The sequence below is a fragment of the Geomonas silvestris genome, assembly GCF_014193515.1.
GTDB lineage: Bacteria > Desulfobacterota > Desulfuromonadia > Geobacterales > Geobacteraceae > Geomonas > Geomonas silvestris.
This window is the reverse complement of sequence record NZ_BLXX01000019.1, coordinates 16,018-30,526: the sequence shown is the minus strand read 5'-3', so window position 1 is coordinate 30,526 and position 14,509 is coordinate 16,018. Positions and strand designations below refer to the sequence as shown.

Below are 14,509 nucleotides of genomic sequence, written 5' to 3'. Positions count from 1 at the left end.
ACCGGCTCTGGCAGCCGGTTGCGCACCCCGTGCACGCGTTCGGTTCTCGACGTAGAACCTAGAACCTAGAACCTAGAACGTAGAACGTAGAACCTGTTTTTCGGTTTTAAGCCAGGTACTGGCAGATGAGCTGCTGCAGCTTCTGGGGGTCGAAGGGCTTCACCAGGTACTCGTTGGCCCCCAGTGCAAGCCCCTTCTCCAGGTCCTTGTCGCCGCTTTCGGTGGAGACGATGAACAGCGGGATCTGCTGGTAGTTGGGGTTGTTGCGCACGTAGCTGATCAGCTCGAGCCCGTTTATGTCGGGCATGTTGATGTCGGTGATGATCAGGTCCACCTGCTCGCGCGGCAACAGGCGCAACGCCTCGAACCCGCTCGCCGCCTCGACGATGGTGAAGCGCTCCAGGGCGTCGATGGTGGAAACCAGCATCGAACGCATGGTATTGGAATCTTCAGCTATAAGTATTCTCTTCACTTACCTACCCTCCCGCCCCTGTTCTTGCAGCCTGCGCTGCAACAGGGCCTTTTCCATGGCTATTCCGGCCTGGCTCAGGAAGATCTCCAGCGAGTCGGTGTCGCCGATCGGTTTTTCATCGGGGAGGTTGTCGCCGTACAAAAGCGCCACCACCTTCCCCTCGCTGACAATCGGCCCCACGAAGACCTCCGCGGGACGGGCGTCGCCCAACTGGCCGAGAAAGAACTGGCTCCAGCGTGAGGCGTCGGGCTCCCCCTTCAGGGGGAACCGGGTTTCCAGAACCGGAGAGAAGAGCGAGGTCTCCTCGCGGGGGACCCTGAGGCTCCTGATCCGCGCATCGGCACTGCCGTCCCGGTCTTCGATGCCAAACTGCCCCAGTCCCTCGATGACATCCTTCTTCACCAAAAGGACCACCGCCCGGTTCATGAACTCGGCGGCAAAGCGCAGCACCAAAAGGATAATCTCCCCCCCAAGGGCGGGGTTGTTGAGCTCCTCCAGCATGCCGCGCAGCTGCGAGATGCCGGTACTCTGCTGCAGCTGGGGCGCGGGAAGGGCCGGTTCCTCTCCCATCTCAAGGCGCAGCTCGTCGCCGATGTTCACCCGGTTCAGGGTGATGCCGCCGCCGTCCGCCTCGACCCGGGAGAGCCCGGAGAGGAGCGTGGGGGCGAAGGCGGGGACGCCGTCCTCCAGGTCCCCCTTGAGCGGCTTCATGAGTACCGGGATCCCCATGGAGCGCGCCTTTCTCTGGGCGTCCTCGTTGCGGAAGTCGCTCAAGGCAAGAAGCGGCAGGTCGGGGAAGTTGTTGCGCAACAGTTCCAAAAGCTCGAGCCCCCCCAGGATGCCGGTGCCGTCCATGCGCGGCATGACCAGGTCCACCACCACGGTGGGGTGCACCCCGTCGCGGAACATGCAGTCCACCCGGATCAGGGCGTCCTCGGAGCGCTCGATCGCCTCCACGCGGTAACCGTTCTTCTCGAGGAGCGCGGCCAGCGCCGCAAGGGTCGGCGGGTCGTCGTCCACCAGGACCAGCGGGCGCCCGGGGCGCTCGGCAGCCGGTGCCGGCGCGGGTGCCTGCAAAGGCTGGGGATCGGGAGTGCTCGGCTCGAAAGCGGGTGCGGCTGAAGGGGCGCCATCTTGCAGCAGATCGAAAGCGAGGTCAAGGGAGGGTTCTGCCTCGGCGGAGGCGGCGGGTTCGTCGTCGAGCTCGCCCCGGTGCCGCTTCTCGTCGATGATGCGCGACCCTTCCATGGCGAGGTACTGCGGGTTGAGGCCCTGGTTCAGCATGAACTGCACGGGGTCGAGCTTCGCGGCGTCGCCGGGGGCGATCTCCTGCAGCTCGAACTCGAAGGTCCCCTCCGCCCAGGCGAACAGGGAGTAGACCACGTTCTCGATCTGCTCGCGGACCACCGTCTCGATCGCGTCGTCGCTCACCCCGAAGCGCTCGATCATGATGGTGCCCAGGAGCTGGCGGTACCCCTCGTCGGCCTGGATACTGAGCGCCCGCTTCAGGATGCTGAGGTCGATGACCCCTTTCTGGATCAGGACCTCGCCCAGGTTCTGCTGAAAGGTGGTGGAACTCGCCCGGACCACCTGCCCGTTTTGAAAGACTATGCGCGCCTCGCGCCCACGGCTCTCCAGCGAGAGCACGCCGGACCGTCTGCTCAGACTGACGATCTGCAGGATCTCACCCAAGCCGAGGTCTTCAAGATTTCCAACGAGACTCATGGTTGCGGTTCTCTCATGTGGGAAATGGGCGCAGAATTCCGGCCATACTAAACCATCGTATGAGCCAAGTAAAGAATGATTTAGCCTTGTTTCTTGTCGCGCCCGCGGAAGATCAACTTCATCGGAGTACCGGTAAAACCGAAGGCTTCTCTGAATCTGTTCATAATGTACCGCTCATAGGAAAAGTGAATTCCCTCGGGACGATTGGTAAAGATGACAAAGGAAGGGGGCTTGGTGCCCACCTGGGTAGCGAAATAGAATTTAACCCTTTTCCCCTGATCGAGCGGCGCGTGGTTTTCTTCGGTCGCGTTGGAAAAGACCTTGTTCAGGTCGGAGGTAGAGACGCGTTTAGAGTACTGCTCCATGACCAGGTCCACTTCCTGGATGATCTTACCGGAGCGCTGGCCGGAGAGCGCGGAGACGAACAGGATCGGGGCAAAGGGGAGGTACTTGAAGCTGCGCCGGATCTCCTCGACGAACTTCCCCATGGAGGAGTTGTCCTTTTGGAGGGTGTCCCACTTGTTCACCACGAAGATGCAGCCGCGGCCCGCCTCGTAGGCGTAGCCGGCGATCTTCGAGTCCTGCTCGGTGACGCCGTCCTCGGCCGATAGGACGATGAGCACCACGTCGGCGCGCTCGATGCTCCTGAGCGCATCCATGACGGAGTACTTCTCCACCTTCTCGACGGTCTTCCCCTTGCGCCGGATGCCGGCAGTGTCGATTAAGAGGTAGGGCTTCTTGTTGCACATGAAGCGGGTGTCCACAGCGTCGCGGGTGGTCCCGGCGGTGGGATTCGCCACCACGCGCTCGTAGCCCAGCAGGCGGTTCACCAGGGTCGATTTCCCCACGTTGGGGCGGCCGACCACGGCGATGCGGGTGATATCCTCCTCGTCCTGGCGGTCGGCGTCTTCAGGGAGGGCCTGGACGACCTCGTCCATGAGGTCCCCCACCCCGCGGTTGTGCTCGGCGGAGATGGTGTAGACATGGTCGACCCCCAGGGAGTAGAAGTCGCCGGTGGCGGCCTCCTGACTGTCGCCGTCCACCTTGTTGATGATGTAGAAGACCGGCTTGTCGATGCGGCGCAGCATCTGCACCACGTCGTGGTCGGCGGGGGTCAGACCGCTGCGGGCATCCATCACGAAGAGGATCACGTCCGCCTCGTCCATGGCGAAGCGGGACTGCTCGCGCATCTGCTGCAGGAGGCGGTCGTTGGTCTCCGGCTCGAAGCCGCCGGTGTCGACCAGGATAAAGGGGACGTCGAACCGGTTCACTTCCGCGTAGTTGCGGTCGCGAGTGACGCCGGGCATATCGTCGACCATCGCCTTACGGCGCCCGACCAGCCTGTTGAAGAGGGTGGACTTCCCGACGTTCGGGCGTCCGACGATGGCAATAATAGGTTTCATGGGGTTCCAGCGGGAAAATGCAAATTCACAGCTCGTGGATAAGACAGCATTTTCTTCTTTCTAAGGTATTTGACTGCCGACCGGTATGTGTAACATTTTGCGAGATATTACGCAAGTAATCCCCGCTTTTGCCGGGACCTCGCCACCCGCGCCGCAAGCGCCGCCGCCACGGGTGCGGGCGGGGAGTTCCCCTCGAGAGTCGCGGACAACGTGAGGCAGGGCCCGAAACCGGGGACGCGATAATTGACATCTCCCATCCCATCTGCTAGGTTTAGCGCTCGCCTGAACGGGCCCAAGCCCCGCCCAGAGCGCTTCGGCCCACAGCTCCCTCCCCGTTCCGCCTTAAGCTGCCCCGGACCAATCTCACCGCATAAACGGAGCCTTTACGATGCACAAGAAGCTCTATATCCCCGGACCCATTGAAGTGAGCCCCGAGATCCTCAAAGCCATGGCGGCCCCCATGATCGGGCACCGCATGCCCGAGTACGCGCGCCTGCACCAGGGGGTCACCGACAAGCTCAAGAAGCTCATGGCGACCCAGGACCGGGTCTTCCTCTCCACCTCCAGCGCCTTCGGTGCCATGGAGGGGGCGGTCAGGAACCTTGTGGGGAAGCGCTGCGCCAACTTCTGCAACGGCGCCTTCTCGGACAAGTGGCACGGCGTGACCACCTCCTGCGGCAAGGAAGCCGACGCCATCAAGGTCCCCTGGGGCCAGCCGATCACCGCGGAGCTCGTGGACCAGACCCTGGCGACCGGCAAGTACGACGCCATGACGCTCATCCACAACGAGACCTCGACCGGCGTGATGTCGCCGCTTACCGAGATCGCCCAGGTGCTCAAGAAGTACCCCGAGGTAGTCTCCATCGTGGACACCGTCTCCTCGATGAGCGCGCTCAACATCCCGCTTGCCGAGCTGGGGATCGACTGCTGCGTCTTCGGGGTCCAGAAGGCCTTCGCGCTGCCGCCGGGCCTCGCCGTCTTCACCGCCACCGAGCGCGCCCTCACCCGCGCCAAGAGCGTCCCCAACCGCGGCTACTACTTCGACTTCCTCGAGTTCGCGGCGGCCGACGAGAAGCACAACACCCCCTCGACCCCGTGCATCTCGCTCATCTACGCCATGGACGCCCAGCTGGACCGCATCTTCGCCGAGGGGCTCGAGGCGCGCTTCAAGCGCCACGAGGAGATGGCCCAGTACCTGCGCGGCTGGGTGATGGAGCAGGGTTTCGGCTTCTTCGCGGCCGAACCGTACCGCTCGCTCACCCTCACCTGCGCCACCAACGACCGCAACGTCGACCTGGCGGCGCTCAAGAAGGGGCTGGGGGAGCGCGGCTACGCCTTCGACGACGGCTACGGAAAGCTGAAGGGGCAGACCTTCCGCATCGCGCACATGGGCGACATGCAGGTCGCCGATCTGAGAGAGATCACCACTCAGATCGAGGAGCTTTTGAAATAAGGCTGGTTAAGTTGAGGTTGGGGCCAGGTGGAGGCCTCAACCTCTTCGCTTTTAATGGGGTGGCACACGCCCCGGCGCAGACAAAGAAAAGGGACGGAAGCCAGTAACCTCCGTCCCTTCTCAACCTCAACCGTAACCTCAACCCGCTTTACCTGCCCTACTCCGGCTCGAAGGCATCCTTGCCGGCGCCGCAGACCGGGCAGACCCAGTCGTCCGGCAGGTCGGCGAAGGCCGTTCCCGGAGGGATCCCGTTGTCGGGGTCGCCGACACTCGGGTCGTAAACGTATTGGCAGATGGTGCAGATGTAAGGCTCCATTTCGGTATCCTCCTTGAGCTGCCAAGGCAGCAGGCGCGTTGGCCGAGTGGCGGTGCCGGCTCGGGCGAATAAAAAATCGTCCCCGTTCTCCGTATACTGACAGTTTGAAATGGGGTTCTCTGTCATAGCTAAACGGTTCGTGACACTCCGTTTTTCGGCAATCCGGGCACAAGTCTAGCAGACGCAGACGAGGTGTCAATGAGGGGACGCCCCGTAATTTGGACTTGATTTTAAAACCCGTTGTGTTACTTTGTCATAATTAAAATTTCTGGCTCAGGAGGGGAACGGCAGACGCTCAATGACAGAAACCGGTGCACGTGTTCTGAGATAACATGGCGTAGTAGCAGTTAAATCTTTCCGCCGTGCCAGTACCCAGCACAGGCAGTTCCGAGCACATCGTCAAAGCGGCCGAGCAGCTCAGGCCACCTCTCCCGCCAATGACGATCCACCCAATCCCACATCCAGTGTCACAACGTTCGCAGCATCACCAAAGAGCAAACTACCACGAACAATGTAGCCGGAGACAGCGTTTCCGGTTGAGACACAGCGCGCCCAACGACGGCTGAAGCCTTAGCCCGCCAGTAGCACCTGCCGATCTTCCGGACAACCTCCTTCTCCCCTACCGACTGCACCTGCCGACAGCCACGCCCCAGCCGCATCTTGCTGCAACCGGGACGGAATCCGCTCGTCAGCTGCATTTTTTGCCGCCCGAGAGCGGACGCGGCACCCGGACTTCGCGACACCTGTGAGCTTCCTGAAGCACTCTTCGAAGTTACAGCTTGGAATAGATATTTTGAGTCCTAACAACACAAGGAGGGAATGAGCATGAGTTACGAGGTGAAGAACCAACAGCTGCTGGACTGGGTCAAGGAAGTGGCCGAGCTTTGCCAGCCCAAAGGCATCTACTGGTGCGACGGTACCGAGGAAGAGTACGACAGGCTGTGCGGTGAGCTTGTTGCAGCCGGCACCTTCCGTAAGCTTAACCCGGAGAAGCGACCCAACAGCTACCTCGCCTGGTCCGACCCCGGCGACGTCGCCCGCGTCGAAGACCGCACCTTCATCTGCAGCCTCGCCAAGCAGGACGCAGGTCCGACCAACAACTGGATGCCGCCCAAAGAGATGAAGAAGACCCTGACCGGCCTCTTCAAAGGTTGCATGAAGGGCCGCACCATGTACGTCATCCCCTTCAGCATGGGCCCCTTGGGCTCCAACATCGCGAAGATCGGCGTCGAGATCTCCGACTCCGCCTACGTCGCGGTCAACATGAAGATCATGACCCGCATGGGCAAGAAGGTCATCGACGTCCTGGGCGAGAGCGGCGAGTTCGTCCCCTGCCTGCACTCGGTCGGCGCACCGCTTGAGCCGGGCCAGAAAGACGTGACCTGGCCCTGCAACAAAGAGAAGTACATCGTGCACTTCCCGGAAGAGCGCTCCATCTGGTCCTTCGGCTCCGGGTACGGCGGCAACGCCCTTCTGGGCAAGAAGTGCCTGGCACTCAGGATCGCCTCCAAGATCGCCAAGGACGAGGGGTGGCTGGCCGAGCACATGCTGATCCTGGGGATCGAGGATCCCAAGGGCGAGAAGACCTACCTGGGCGCCGCGTTCCCGAGCGCCTGCGGCAAGACCAACCTCTCCATGCTGGTACCGCCCGAGCACTTCCAGAAAGACGGCTGGAAGGTTTCCACCGTGGGCGACGACATCGCCTGGATCAAGCCCGGCCCCGACGGCCAGCTCTACGCCATCAACCCGGAAGCGGGCTTCTTCGGCGTGGCCCCCGGCACCTCGTTCAAGTCCAACCCCAACGCCATGCACTCCTGCGCCAAGAACTCCATCTTCACCAACGTGGCGCTCACCGAGGACGGCGACGTCTGGTGGGAAGGGATGGACTGGACCCCGGAGAAGTGCACCGACTGGCAGGGCAACGAGTGGACCAAGGGCTGCGGCCGCAACGCCGCGCACCCGAACTCCCGCTTCACCTCCCCCGCCAGCCAGTGCCCCTCCATCGACCCCGAGTGGGAGAACCCCAAAGGGGTGCCGATGCGCGCCTTCGTCTTCGGCGGCCGTCGCAACAACGTGATCCCGCTGGTCTACCAGGCCTTCAACTGGAGCTACGGCGTCTACCTGGCCGCCACCATGGGCAGCGAGACCACTGCGGCCGCGGTCGGCGCCATCGGCAACGTGCGCCGCGACCCGTTCGCCATGCTCCCCTTCACCGGCTACCACATGGCGGACTACTTCAACCACTGGCTGCAGATCGGCCGCACCACGCCGAACCCGCCGCGTATCTTCTCGGTCAACTGGTTCCGCAAGGACGCCAACGGCAAGTTCCTCTGGCCGGGCTTTGGCGAGAACATGCGCATCCTGAAGTGGATCGTGGAACGCGCCCAGGGTCACAGTGCAGGGGCCGCCGTCGAGAGCCCGCTGGGCTGGATGCCGCGCTACGAGGCCCTGGACTGGACCGGCCTCGACAGCGTCTCCCGCGACCAGTTCAAGGAGCTCATGTCGATCGACCGCGACACCTGGAAGGAAGAGATCCTGTCCCACGAGGAGCTCTTCGTGAAGATGTACGACCGTCTGCCGAAGGAGTTCCTGCACATCCGCGAGCTGATCCTCTCCGGCCTGTGGCGCTCCCCGGAGCACTGGGAGCAGTTCACCCCGGAAGACGAGGAAGGGTACAACGACTAATCCAAGCGAGATAGCAGCAATGAAGGGCCCCGGTGTCAGCACCGGGGCCCTTTTTGCGTTTCAGGCGCCGCGTTGCATTCGGCGACCTCCATGCTACCCTTGGAAGCTAATCTTGCGCCCCCCTTCCGGTTTTCCGACCGGGGAGGCTCTTGGCTCTTAGTGAAACGGTTCCAGCAGACAGAGGAGGGGGACGTGAAACTAAACGACATCACCCGCGGTACCGGCCTGGAAGAACACGGTATCAGCAACGCGAACCTGATCTACTGGACCTCGCCCACCGCGGTGCTCTACGAGCAGGTGGTCAAGCGGGGCGAGGGGCTCATCTCGCACATGGGGGCCCTGGCGGTGAAGACCGGGCACTACACCGGCCGGGCTGCCAACGAGAAGTTCATCGTCGACGAACCGGGGAGCCGCGACCAGGTGAACTGGGGGAAGGTGAACCGCCCCTTCGACCCGGAACGCTTCGACGCCCTCTACAAGCGGATGACCGCCTACCTGCAGGGGCGCGACCTCTTCGTGCAGGACTGCTTCGCCGGTGCAAGCCCCGAGCACCGCATCCCGGTGCGCATCATCACCGAGCGCGCCTGGCACTCGCTTTTCGCCCGCAACATGTTCATCCGCGCCACGCCCGAAGAGCTGCAAAACCACCGTACCCAGTTCACCGTCATCGACTGTCCCGCCTTCCACGCCGTCCCGAAGCTCGACGGCACCAACTCGGAAGCCTTCATCATCATCAACTTCGCCCGGCGCCTGGTGATCATCGGCGGCACGAGCTACGCGGGCGAGATCAAGAAATCGATCTTCACGGTGCTCAACTACCTGTTGCCGCAAAAGGGGGTAATGTCGATGCACTGCTCGGCGAACGCCGCGCCGACCGGCGAGGTCGCCATCTTCTTCGGGCTCTCGGGCACCGGGAAGACCACGCTCTCGGCCGCACCCAACCGGAGGCTGATCGGCGACGACGAGCACGGCTGGGATGAGAACGGGATCTTCAACTTCGAGGGGGGGTGCTACGCCAAGGTGATCAACCTCTCCAAGGAGAGCGAGCCGGAGATCTACCAGTGCACCCGGCGTTTCGGGACCATCCTGGAGAACGTGGCGATCAACACCATCTCGCGACGCATCGATCTCACCGACGCCTCCTTCACCGAGAACACCCGGGCCTCCTACCCCATCACCCATATCCCGAACATCGTGCGGGAAGGAACCGGCCGGCACCCAAGCCACGTGATCATGCTGACCTGCGACGCCTACGGCGTACTCCCCCCCATCGCCCGGCTCTCCCCCGAGCAGGCGATGTACCACTTCCTCTCCGGCTACACCGCCAAGGTGGCCGGCACGGAGGCCGGGGTGACCGAGCCGCAGGCGACCTTCTCCAGCTGTTTCGGGGCCCCCTTCATGGCGCTGCGCCCCTCGGTGTACGCGCGCCTTTTGAGGGAACTCATCGATACCCACAGGGTCGAGTGCTGGCTGGTGAACACCGGCTGGAGCGGCGGCGGGCCCGGAGTGGGGAACCGGATGAGGATCGCCTACTCGCGCGCCCTGGTGAACGCGGCACTGGACGGGACCTTGCTGGGCGGCGCGTTCGAGAAGGACCCGGTCTTCAACCTGAGCATCCCGACAAGCTGCCCGGGCGTGGCGGCCGAGGTGCTCAACCCGCGTAACGCCTGGTCGGACAAAGAAGCCTACGACGCCAGCGCCCACAGGCTCGTGCAGATGTTCCGCGACAACTTCGAGCAGTTCAAGGCGGGGGTGGCCCCGCAGGTGGCGGCAGTGCTCTAGCCGGAGCTCTCCTCCCGGCATTCCGGGGAGTTGGTTGCGACAGCGCCGGTCAGCTGCTATCATTTGAATCAATGAAACTCTTATGCGAGGTGTAATCATGAAAGCTCTACACTCAGAGATTTGCGACACCACGGAACGCAAAGAGCAGAGGGTGAAGGTGAAAAACCGCAACTCTGGCGAGACCGGCCTTTCCTACGGCTGCACCATCGAAGGAGACACGGTGCAGGTGGAACTGCCGGACGGTTCGCTGGACAGCTGGCCTGAGGACGACTGTGAGATAGTCGAGGGGTAACAGCAAAGACGTAACCGACAGGTGCGACGGACTGATTCACGACGAGGGTTCGATTGAGAGATCGGACCCTCTTTTTTTGTCTCATGCGCCGGCCCTCAAACTTCCCGCTTGACAATCTCCCATTTTAGTAAAACAATGTTCTCCACCACACAAACCACCTCCAACCGCCCTGCCCCGACCGCACCAACCACCATCTTTGCCGACCTGGCGGAGATTTAGCACACTGCACGCCAAAGGAGGAGTCACCGATGGGAGACTCAACGAGGGAGACATCAACCGGTGCGGTAGAACGTATTTTTAATGTTTCGCAACTACTCGAGGAAAAGGGGGTGTCACGGCGGGACTTCATGAAATTCTGCACCACGCTCTCGGCGGCCCTGGCGCTCCCCGCAGGTTTCGCGCCCCGGATCGCGCAGGCGCTCGACGAGGTGAAGCGCCCTACCCTGGTCTGGCTGGAGTTCCAGGACTGCGCCGGCGACACCGAGGCGCTGCTCCGCGCTGCCAATCCGACCGTCGGCGAGCTGATCCTCGACATCCTCTCGGTGGACTACCACGAAACGGTGATGGCGGCCGCCGGGTTCCAGGCCGAGGAGGCGCTCGCCAAGGTGGTGCGGGAGCAGAAGGGTAAGTACATCGCCATCGTGGAGGGCTCGATCCCTATGAAAGACGGCGGCGTCTACTGCTGCGTCGCCGGGCGCAGCGCGCTCGACATCGCCCGCGAGGTCTGCGGCAACGCGCTCGCCACCGTGGCAGTCGGCACCTGCGCCTCCTACGGCGGGCTCCCGGCCGCGCGCCCCAATCCGACCGGCGCCGTCGGGGTGAGCCAGGCGGTCCCCGGGGCTAAGGTGGTGAACCTCCCCGGCTGCCCCTTAAACGCCGACAACCTGACCGCCACCGTGGTGCACTACCTGGTCTTCAACAAGCTGCCGGCCGCCGACGCGCTGGGGCGCCCGCTCTTCGCCTACGGCAAGAGGATCCACGACAACTGCGAGAGGCGCGCCCACTTCGACGCCGGTCAGTACGTGGAGAGCTGGGGGGATCCCGCCCACGCCAAGGGGCACTGCCTCTACAAGATGGGGTGCAAGGGGCCCGAAACCTACCACAACTGCCCGACCCAGAAATTCAACGAGAAGACCTCCTGGCCGGTCGCCTCCGGACACGGCTGCTGCGGCTGCAGCCAACCCCAGTTCTGGGATACCATGACGCCTATCTACCACCGGCTCCCCAACGTGCCGGGCTTCGGTATCGAGTCGAGCGCCGACAAGATCGGCATGGGGATCGCTGCGGGAACCGCGCTGGCCTTCGGGGCTCACGGCCTGGTGAGCGCGTTCAGAAAAGGCGACAGCGCCGAGGGCGCCAAGGAGGACCGCTAGATGAGCAAGATCGTCATTGACCCGATCACCAGGATCGAAGGGCACCTGCGCATCGAGGCGGCCCTCGATGGCAACACGGTTTCCGACGCATGGAGCAGCTCCACCATGTTCCGCGGCGTGGAGAACATCTTGAAGGGACGCGATCCCCGGGACGCCTGGTACTTCACCCAGCGCTTCTGCGGCGTCTGCACCACCGTGCACTCCATCGCCTCGGTGCGCGCCGTGGAGAACGCCCTCAACATCAAGGTCCCGCCCAATGCCGAGCTGATCCGCAACATCATCATCGGCATCCAGAACGTGCAGGACCACGTGATCCACTTCTACCACCTGCACGCGCTCGACTGGGTCGACATCACCTCCGGGCTCAGGGCCGACCCCGTGAAGACCGCGGCGCTTGCGGCAAGCATCTCCGAGTGGCCCTTGAACAGCCCGACCTACTTCAAGGAGGTGCAGGACAAGGTGAAGGCCTTCGTCGCCAAGGGTCGGCTCGGCCCCTTCGCCAACGCCTACTGGGGGCACCCGGCCTACAAGCTCCCGCCCGAGGCGAACCTTTTGGCCACCGCCCACTACCTCGAGGCCCTCGAGTGGCAAAAGGACATCATCCGGATCCACGCCATCCTCGGGAGCAAGAACCCGCACCCGCAGACCTTCCTGGTGGGGGGCATGTCGATCCCCATCGACCCGGACTCGCAGAACGCGCTGAACGCCGACAAGCTCATCGAGATCCGCCGGCTCCTGGCCCGCTCCAAGGAGTTCGTCGAGAAGGTCTACATACCGGATCTTTTGGCGGTCGCCTCCTTCTACAAGGAGTGGGCGGCGATCGGCGCCGGGGTGGGGAATTACCTGAGCTACGGGGAGTACCCCGATCCGGTGAGCGGCAAGCAGTGGCTCCCGGCCGGAGTTATCGTGGGGAAGGAGCTTGACCGGGTGCACCCGGTCAGCCAGGAGAAGGTAGCCGAATACGTGGACCACTCCTGGTACCAGTACCAGGGGGGCGCCGGCCGGGGCCTGCATCCCTGGGAGGGGGAGACCGATTACCGCTACACCGGCCCGATGCCCCCCTACCAGAACCTGGATACCGACCACAAGTACTCCTGGGTAAAGGCGCCGCGCTACCAGGAACTACCGATGGAGGTGGGCCCCTTGGCCAGGCTGCTGGTCGCCTACGCCTCGGGACAGAAACAGGTGCAGGACGCGGTAAACGGGACCCTGAAGAAGCTGGGTGTCGGTCCGGAGGCGCTCTTCTCGACACTTGGGAGGACCGCGGCGCGCGGCATCGACTGCCTGCTGGTAGCCGAAGAACTCCCCAAATGGCTGGACCAGTTGGTGGATAACATCGGCAAGGGGGACCTTAAGGCGCATACCGGCGAGAAGTGGGATCCGGCGAACTGGCCAGTGCAGGCGGCGGGGTACGGCTGGCACGAGGCGCCGCGCGGTGCACTTGGGCACTGGATCAAGATCAAGGACGGCAAGATCGAGAACTACCAGGCGGTGGTTCCCTCGACGTGGAACGCGTCGCCCCGCGACGCCAAGGGGCAGCGCGGCCCCTACGAGGCGGCCCTGATCGGCACCCAGCTCGCCGATCCCGCCAAGCCGCTGGAGATCCTGAGGACCATCCACTCCTTCGACCCTTGCCTCGCCTGCGCGGTCCACGTGCTGGATGCCGGGGGGAACGAGCTGGTCAAGGTCAAGGTCCTCTAGGAGGTGCGCCATGGCAAACCTGTACGAGAAATACGTCTGGGAGGTACCCGTCCGGGTAACCCACTGGATCAACGTGATCTGTATCGCTCTCTTGAGCATCACCGGGCTCCTGATCGGCAACCCGAAACTTTTCACCCTGTCGACCTCGGACTACCTGATGGGCTGGATCCGCTTCGTCCACTTCGTGGCGGCCTACACCTTTACCGTCAGTGTCGTTAGCCGGCTCTACTGGTCGCTGATCGGCAACCGCTACGCCTCCTGGCGCGAGTTCGTCCCGTTTCTCACTCCCGAAGGGCGCCGCGGAATGCTGGACACCCTGCGCTACTACACCTTTGTGAGCCGCAAGGCGCCGCACGTGGTGGGGCACAATTCCCTCGCCGGCACCGCCTACTTCGTGGTATTTCTGCTCTACCTGACCATGATCGTCACCGGGTTTACCCTGTACTCGGAGCGCGCCCCCCTGGGGGTAACGCACAAGCTGTTCGGGTGGGTCATGGTGCTCTTCACCAACCAGGGGCTGCGCCTCACCCACCACATGACCATGTGGTTTCTGGTCGCCTTCGCCATCCACCACGTCTACAGCGCCTGGCTCATGGACGTGAAGGAGAAAGGGGGCGTCATGTCCAGCATCTTCAGTGGCTACAAGGCCGTGCGCAAAGAGGGGTAGATGGAAATTCTGGTGCTGGGGATCGGAAACCTGGTGATGAGCGACGACGGTATCGGCGTGAGGGTCGTGCAGTCGCTGGCGGAGCACTACCGGTTCCCCGAGCAGGTGACTGTGCTGGACGGCGGCACACTCGGGCTCGACCTCTTGCCCCAGATCGGCGAGGCCCGGCGGCTGGTGATCGTCGACGCGGTGGATACCGGGGAGCCCCCCGGGACGCTGGTCCGGCTCACGGGTGAGGAGATCCCGCTGGCACTCGAGACCAAGCTCTCACCGCACCAGATGGGGCTCAAGGACCTCTTGACCGTCGCCTCGCTACTGGGACAGGCGCCGCAGGAGACCGTCCTGCTGGGCGTTCAGCCGCAATCCGTGGAGATGGCGCTGGAGTTGACCCCGCCGGTCCAGGCTCAGCTCGCACCCCTGGTGGTCCGGGTGCTGGACGAGCTGTCTGCCTGGGGCGTGCGCCCCGAACCGGCATCGGCCTTCCTCCATAACCTCAACACCTAAAGAAACTCAAGACACGATTTCCCCGCCTGCCGCAACGAGGCCGTCCTGATCCGGACGGCCTTTTTTGTGCCGTAGGGTTCCCCGTTGCACGACGAGAAGAGGACAATATTCTGCGCTCCCTGTCGAGTATCTTACG

General features: G+C 63.3%; 12 protein-coding genes. 8 read left to right on the top strand and 4 right to left on the bottom strand.

Annotated features, from left to right (window positions below; all coding sequences use genetic code 11):
- Positions 1-106: 106 nt before the first annotated feature.
- The 3 genes from GMST_RS20325 to der all read right to left on the bottom strand — a co-directional run bounded on the left by GMST_RS20325 (position 107) and on the right by der (position 3,600).
- The gene (locus GMST_RS20325; RefSeq protein ID WP_183356543.1) at positions 107-472 is read right to left on the bottom strand and encodes a response regulator; all 366 of its coding nucleotides are present in this window, start codon (positions 470-472) and stop codon (positions 107-109) included.
- Entirely contained in the window at positions 473-2,197 is a 1,725-nt protein-coding gene (locus tag GMST_RS20320; protein ID WP_183356542.1) for a response regulator, read from the bottom strand.
- An 80-nt stretch (positions 2,198-2,277) separates the two neighbouring features.
- Complete coding sequence (gene der, locus GMST_RS20315; RefSeq protein ID WP_183356541.1) at positions 2,278-3,600, bottom strand: ribosome biogenesis GTPase Der; 1,323 nt, start codon at positions 3,598-3,600, stop codon at positions 2,278-2,280.
- A gap of 388 nt (positions 3,601-3,988) precedes the next feature.
- Between der and GMST_RS20310 the strand changes: the two genes are divergently transcribed.
- Complete coding sequence (locus tag GMST_RS20310) at positions 3,989-5,053, top strand: pyridoxal-phosphate-dependent aminotransferase family protein (RefSeq protein WP_183356540.1); 1,065 nt, start codon at positions 3,989-3,991, stop codon at positions 5,051-5,053.
- 157 nt (positions 5,054-5,210) lie between these two features.
- On the opposite strand, the gene rd is transcribed toward GMST_RS20310, so the two are convergent.
- Positions 5,211-5,369: a rubredoxin gene (gene rd / locus GMST_RS20305; RefSeq protein WP_183356539.1), complete on the bottom strand. Its 159-nt coding sequence runs from the start codon at positions 5,367-5,369 to the stop codon at positions 5,211-5,213.
- A gap of 819 nt (positions 5,370-6,188) precedes the next feature.
- Between rd and GMST_RS20300 the strand changes: the two genes are divergently transcribed.
- The 7 genes from GMST_RS20300 to GMST_RS20270 all read left to right on the top strand — a co-directional run bounded on the left by GMST_RS20300 (position 6,189) and on the right by GMST_RS20270 (position 14,373).
- Positions 6,189-8,054: a phosphoenolpyruvate carboxykinase (GTP) gene (locus GMST_RS20300; RefSeq protein ID WP_308936505.1), complete on the top strand. Its 1,866-nt coding sequence runs from the start codon at positions 6,189-6,191 to the stop codon at positions 8,052-8,054.
- Between the two features lie 192 nt (positions 8,055-8,246).
- Positions 8,247-9,836, top strand: coding sequence for a phosphoenolpyruvate carboxykinase (ATP) (gene pckA, locus GMST_RS20295; protein WP_183356537.1), 1,590 nt, complete (start codon positions 8,247-8,249; stop codon positions 9,834-9,836).
- A 97-nt stretch (positions 9,837-9,933) separates the two neighbouring features.
- Positions 9,934-10,128, top strand: a complete 195-nt coding sequence (locus GMST_RS20290; protein ID WP_183356536.1) for a hypothetical protein — start codon at positions 9,934-9,936, stop codon at positions 10,126-10,128.
- Positions 10,129-10,475: 347 nt separating this feature from the next.
- The gene (locus GMST_RS20285; protein ID WP_246399955.1) at positions 10,476-11,501 is read left to right on the top strand and encodes a hydrogenase small subunit; all 1,026 of its coding nucleotides are present in this window, start codon (positions 10,476-10,478) and stop codon (positions 11,499-11,501) included.
- Positions 11,502-13,202 (top strand): nickel-dependent hydrogenase large subunit, encoded by a 1,701-nt coding sequence (locus GMST_RS20280; protein ID WP_183356534.1) that lies wholly within the window; start codon positions 11,502-11,504, stop codon positions 13,200-13,202.
- Between the two features lie 10 nt (positions 13,203-13,212).
- Positions 13,213-13,869, top strand: a complete 657-nt coding sequence (gene cybH / locus GMST_RS20275; RefSeq protein ID WP_183356533.1) for a Ni/Fe-hydrogenase, b-type cytochrome subunit — start codon at positions 13,213-13,215, stop codon at positions 13,867-13,869.
- A complete protein-coding gene (locus GMST_RS20270; RefSeq protein ID WP_183356532.1) occupies positions 13,870-14,373 on the top strand; it encodes a HyaD/HybD family hydrogenase maturation endopeptidase in 504 nt (167 codons plus the stop codon).
- Positions 14,374-14,509 lie beyond the last annotated feature (136 nt).

What these genes read in the sequence shown, in the direction of transcription:
- GMST_RS20300 (WP_308936505.1), top strand. Translation starts at nt 6,189, where the DNA reads ATGAGCATGAGTTACGAGGTGAAGAACCAACAGCTGCTGGACTGGGTC.
- GMST_RS20310 (WP_183356540.1), top strand. Translation starts at nt 3,989, where the DNA reads ATGCACAAGAAGCTCTATATCCCCGGACCCATTGAAGTGAGCCCCGAG.
- GMST_RS20285 (WP_246399955.1), top strand. Translation starts at nt 10,476, where the DNA reads ATGAAATTCTGCACCACGCTCTCGGCGGCCCTGGCGCTCCCCGCAGGT.
- cybH (WP_183356533.1), top strand. Translation starts at nt 13,213, where the DNA reads ATGGCAAACCTGTACGAGAAATACGTCTGGGAGGTACCCGTCCGGGTA.
- GMST_RS20290 (WP_183356536.1), top strand. Translation starts at nt 9,934, where the DNA reads ATGAAAGCTCTACACTCAGAGATTTGCGACACCACGGAACGCAAAGAG.
- GMST_RS20320 (WP_183356542.1), bottom strand. Translation starts at nt 2,197, where the DNA reads ATGAGTCTCGTTGGAAATCTTGAAGACCTCGGCTTGGGTGAGATCCTG.
- GMST_RS20280 (WP_183356534.1), top strand. Translation starts at nt 11,502, where the DNA reads ATGAGCAAGATCGTCATTGACCCGATCACCAGGATCGAAGGGCACCTG.
- GMST_RS20270 (WP_183356532.1), top strand. Translation starts at nt 13,870, where the DNA reads ATGGAAATTCTGGTGCTGGGGATCGGAAACCTGGTGATGAGCGACGAC.
- rd (WP_183356539.1), bottom strand. Translation starts at nt 5,369, where the DNA reads ATGGAGCCTTACATCTGCACCATCTGCCAATACGTTTACGACCCGAGT.
- der (WP_183356541.1), bottom strand. Translation starts at nt 3,600, where the DNA reads ATGAAACCTATTATTGCCATCGTCGGACGCCCGAACGTCGGGAAGTCC.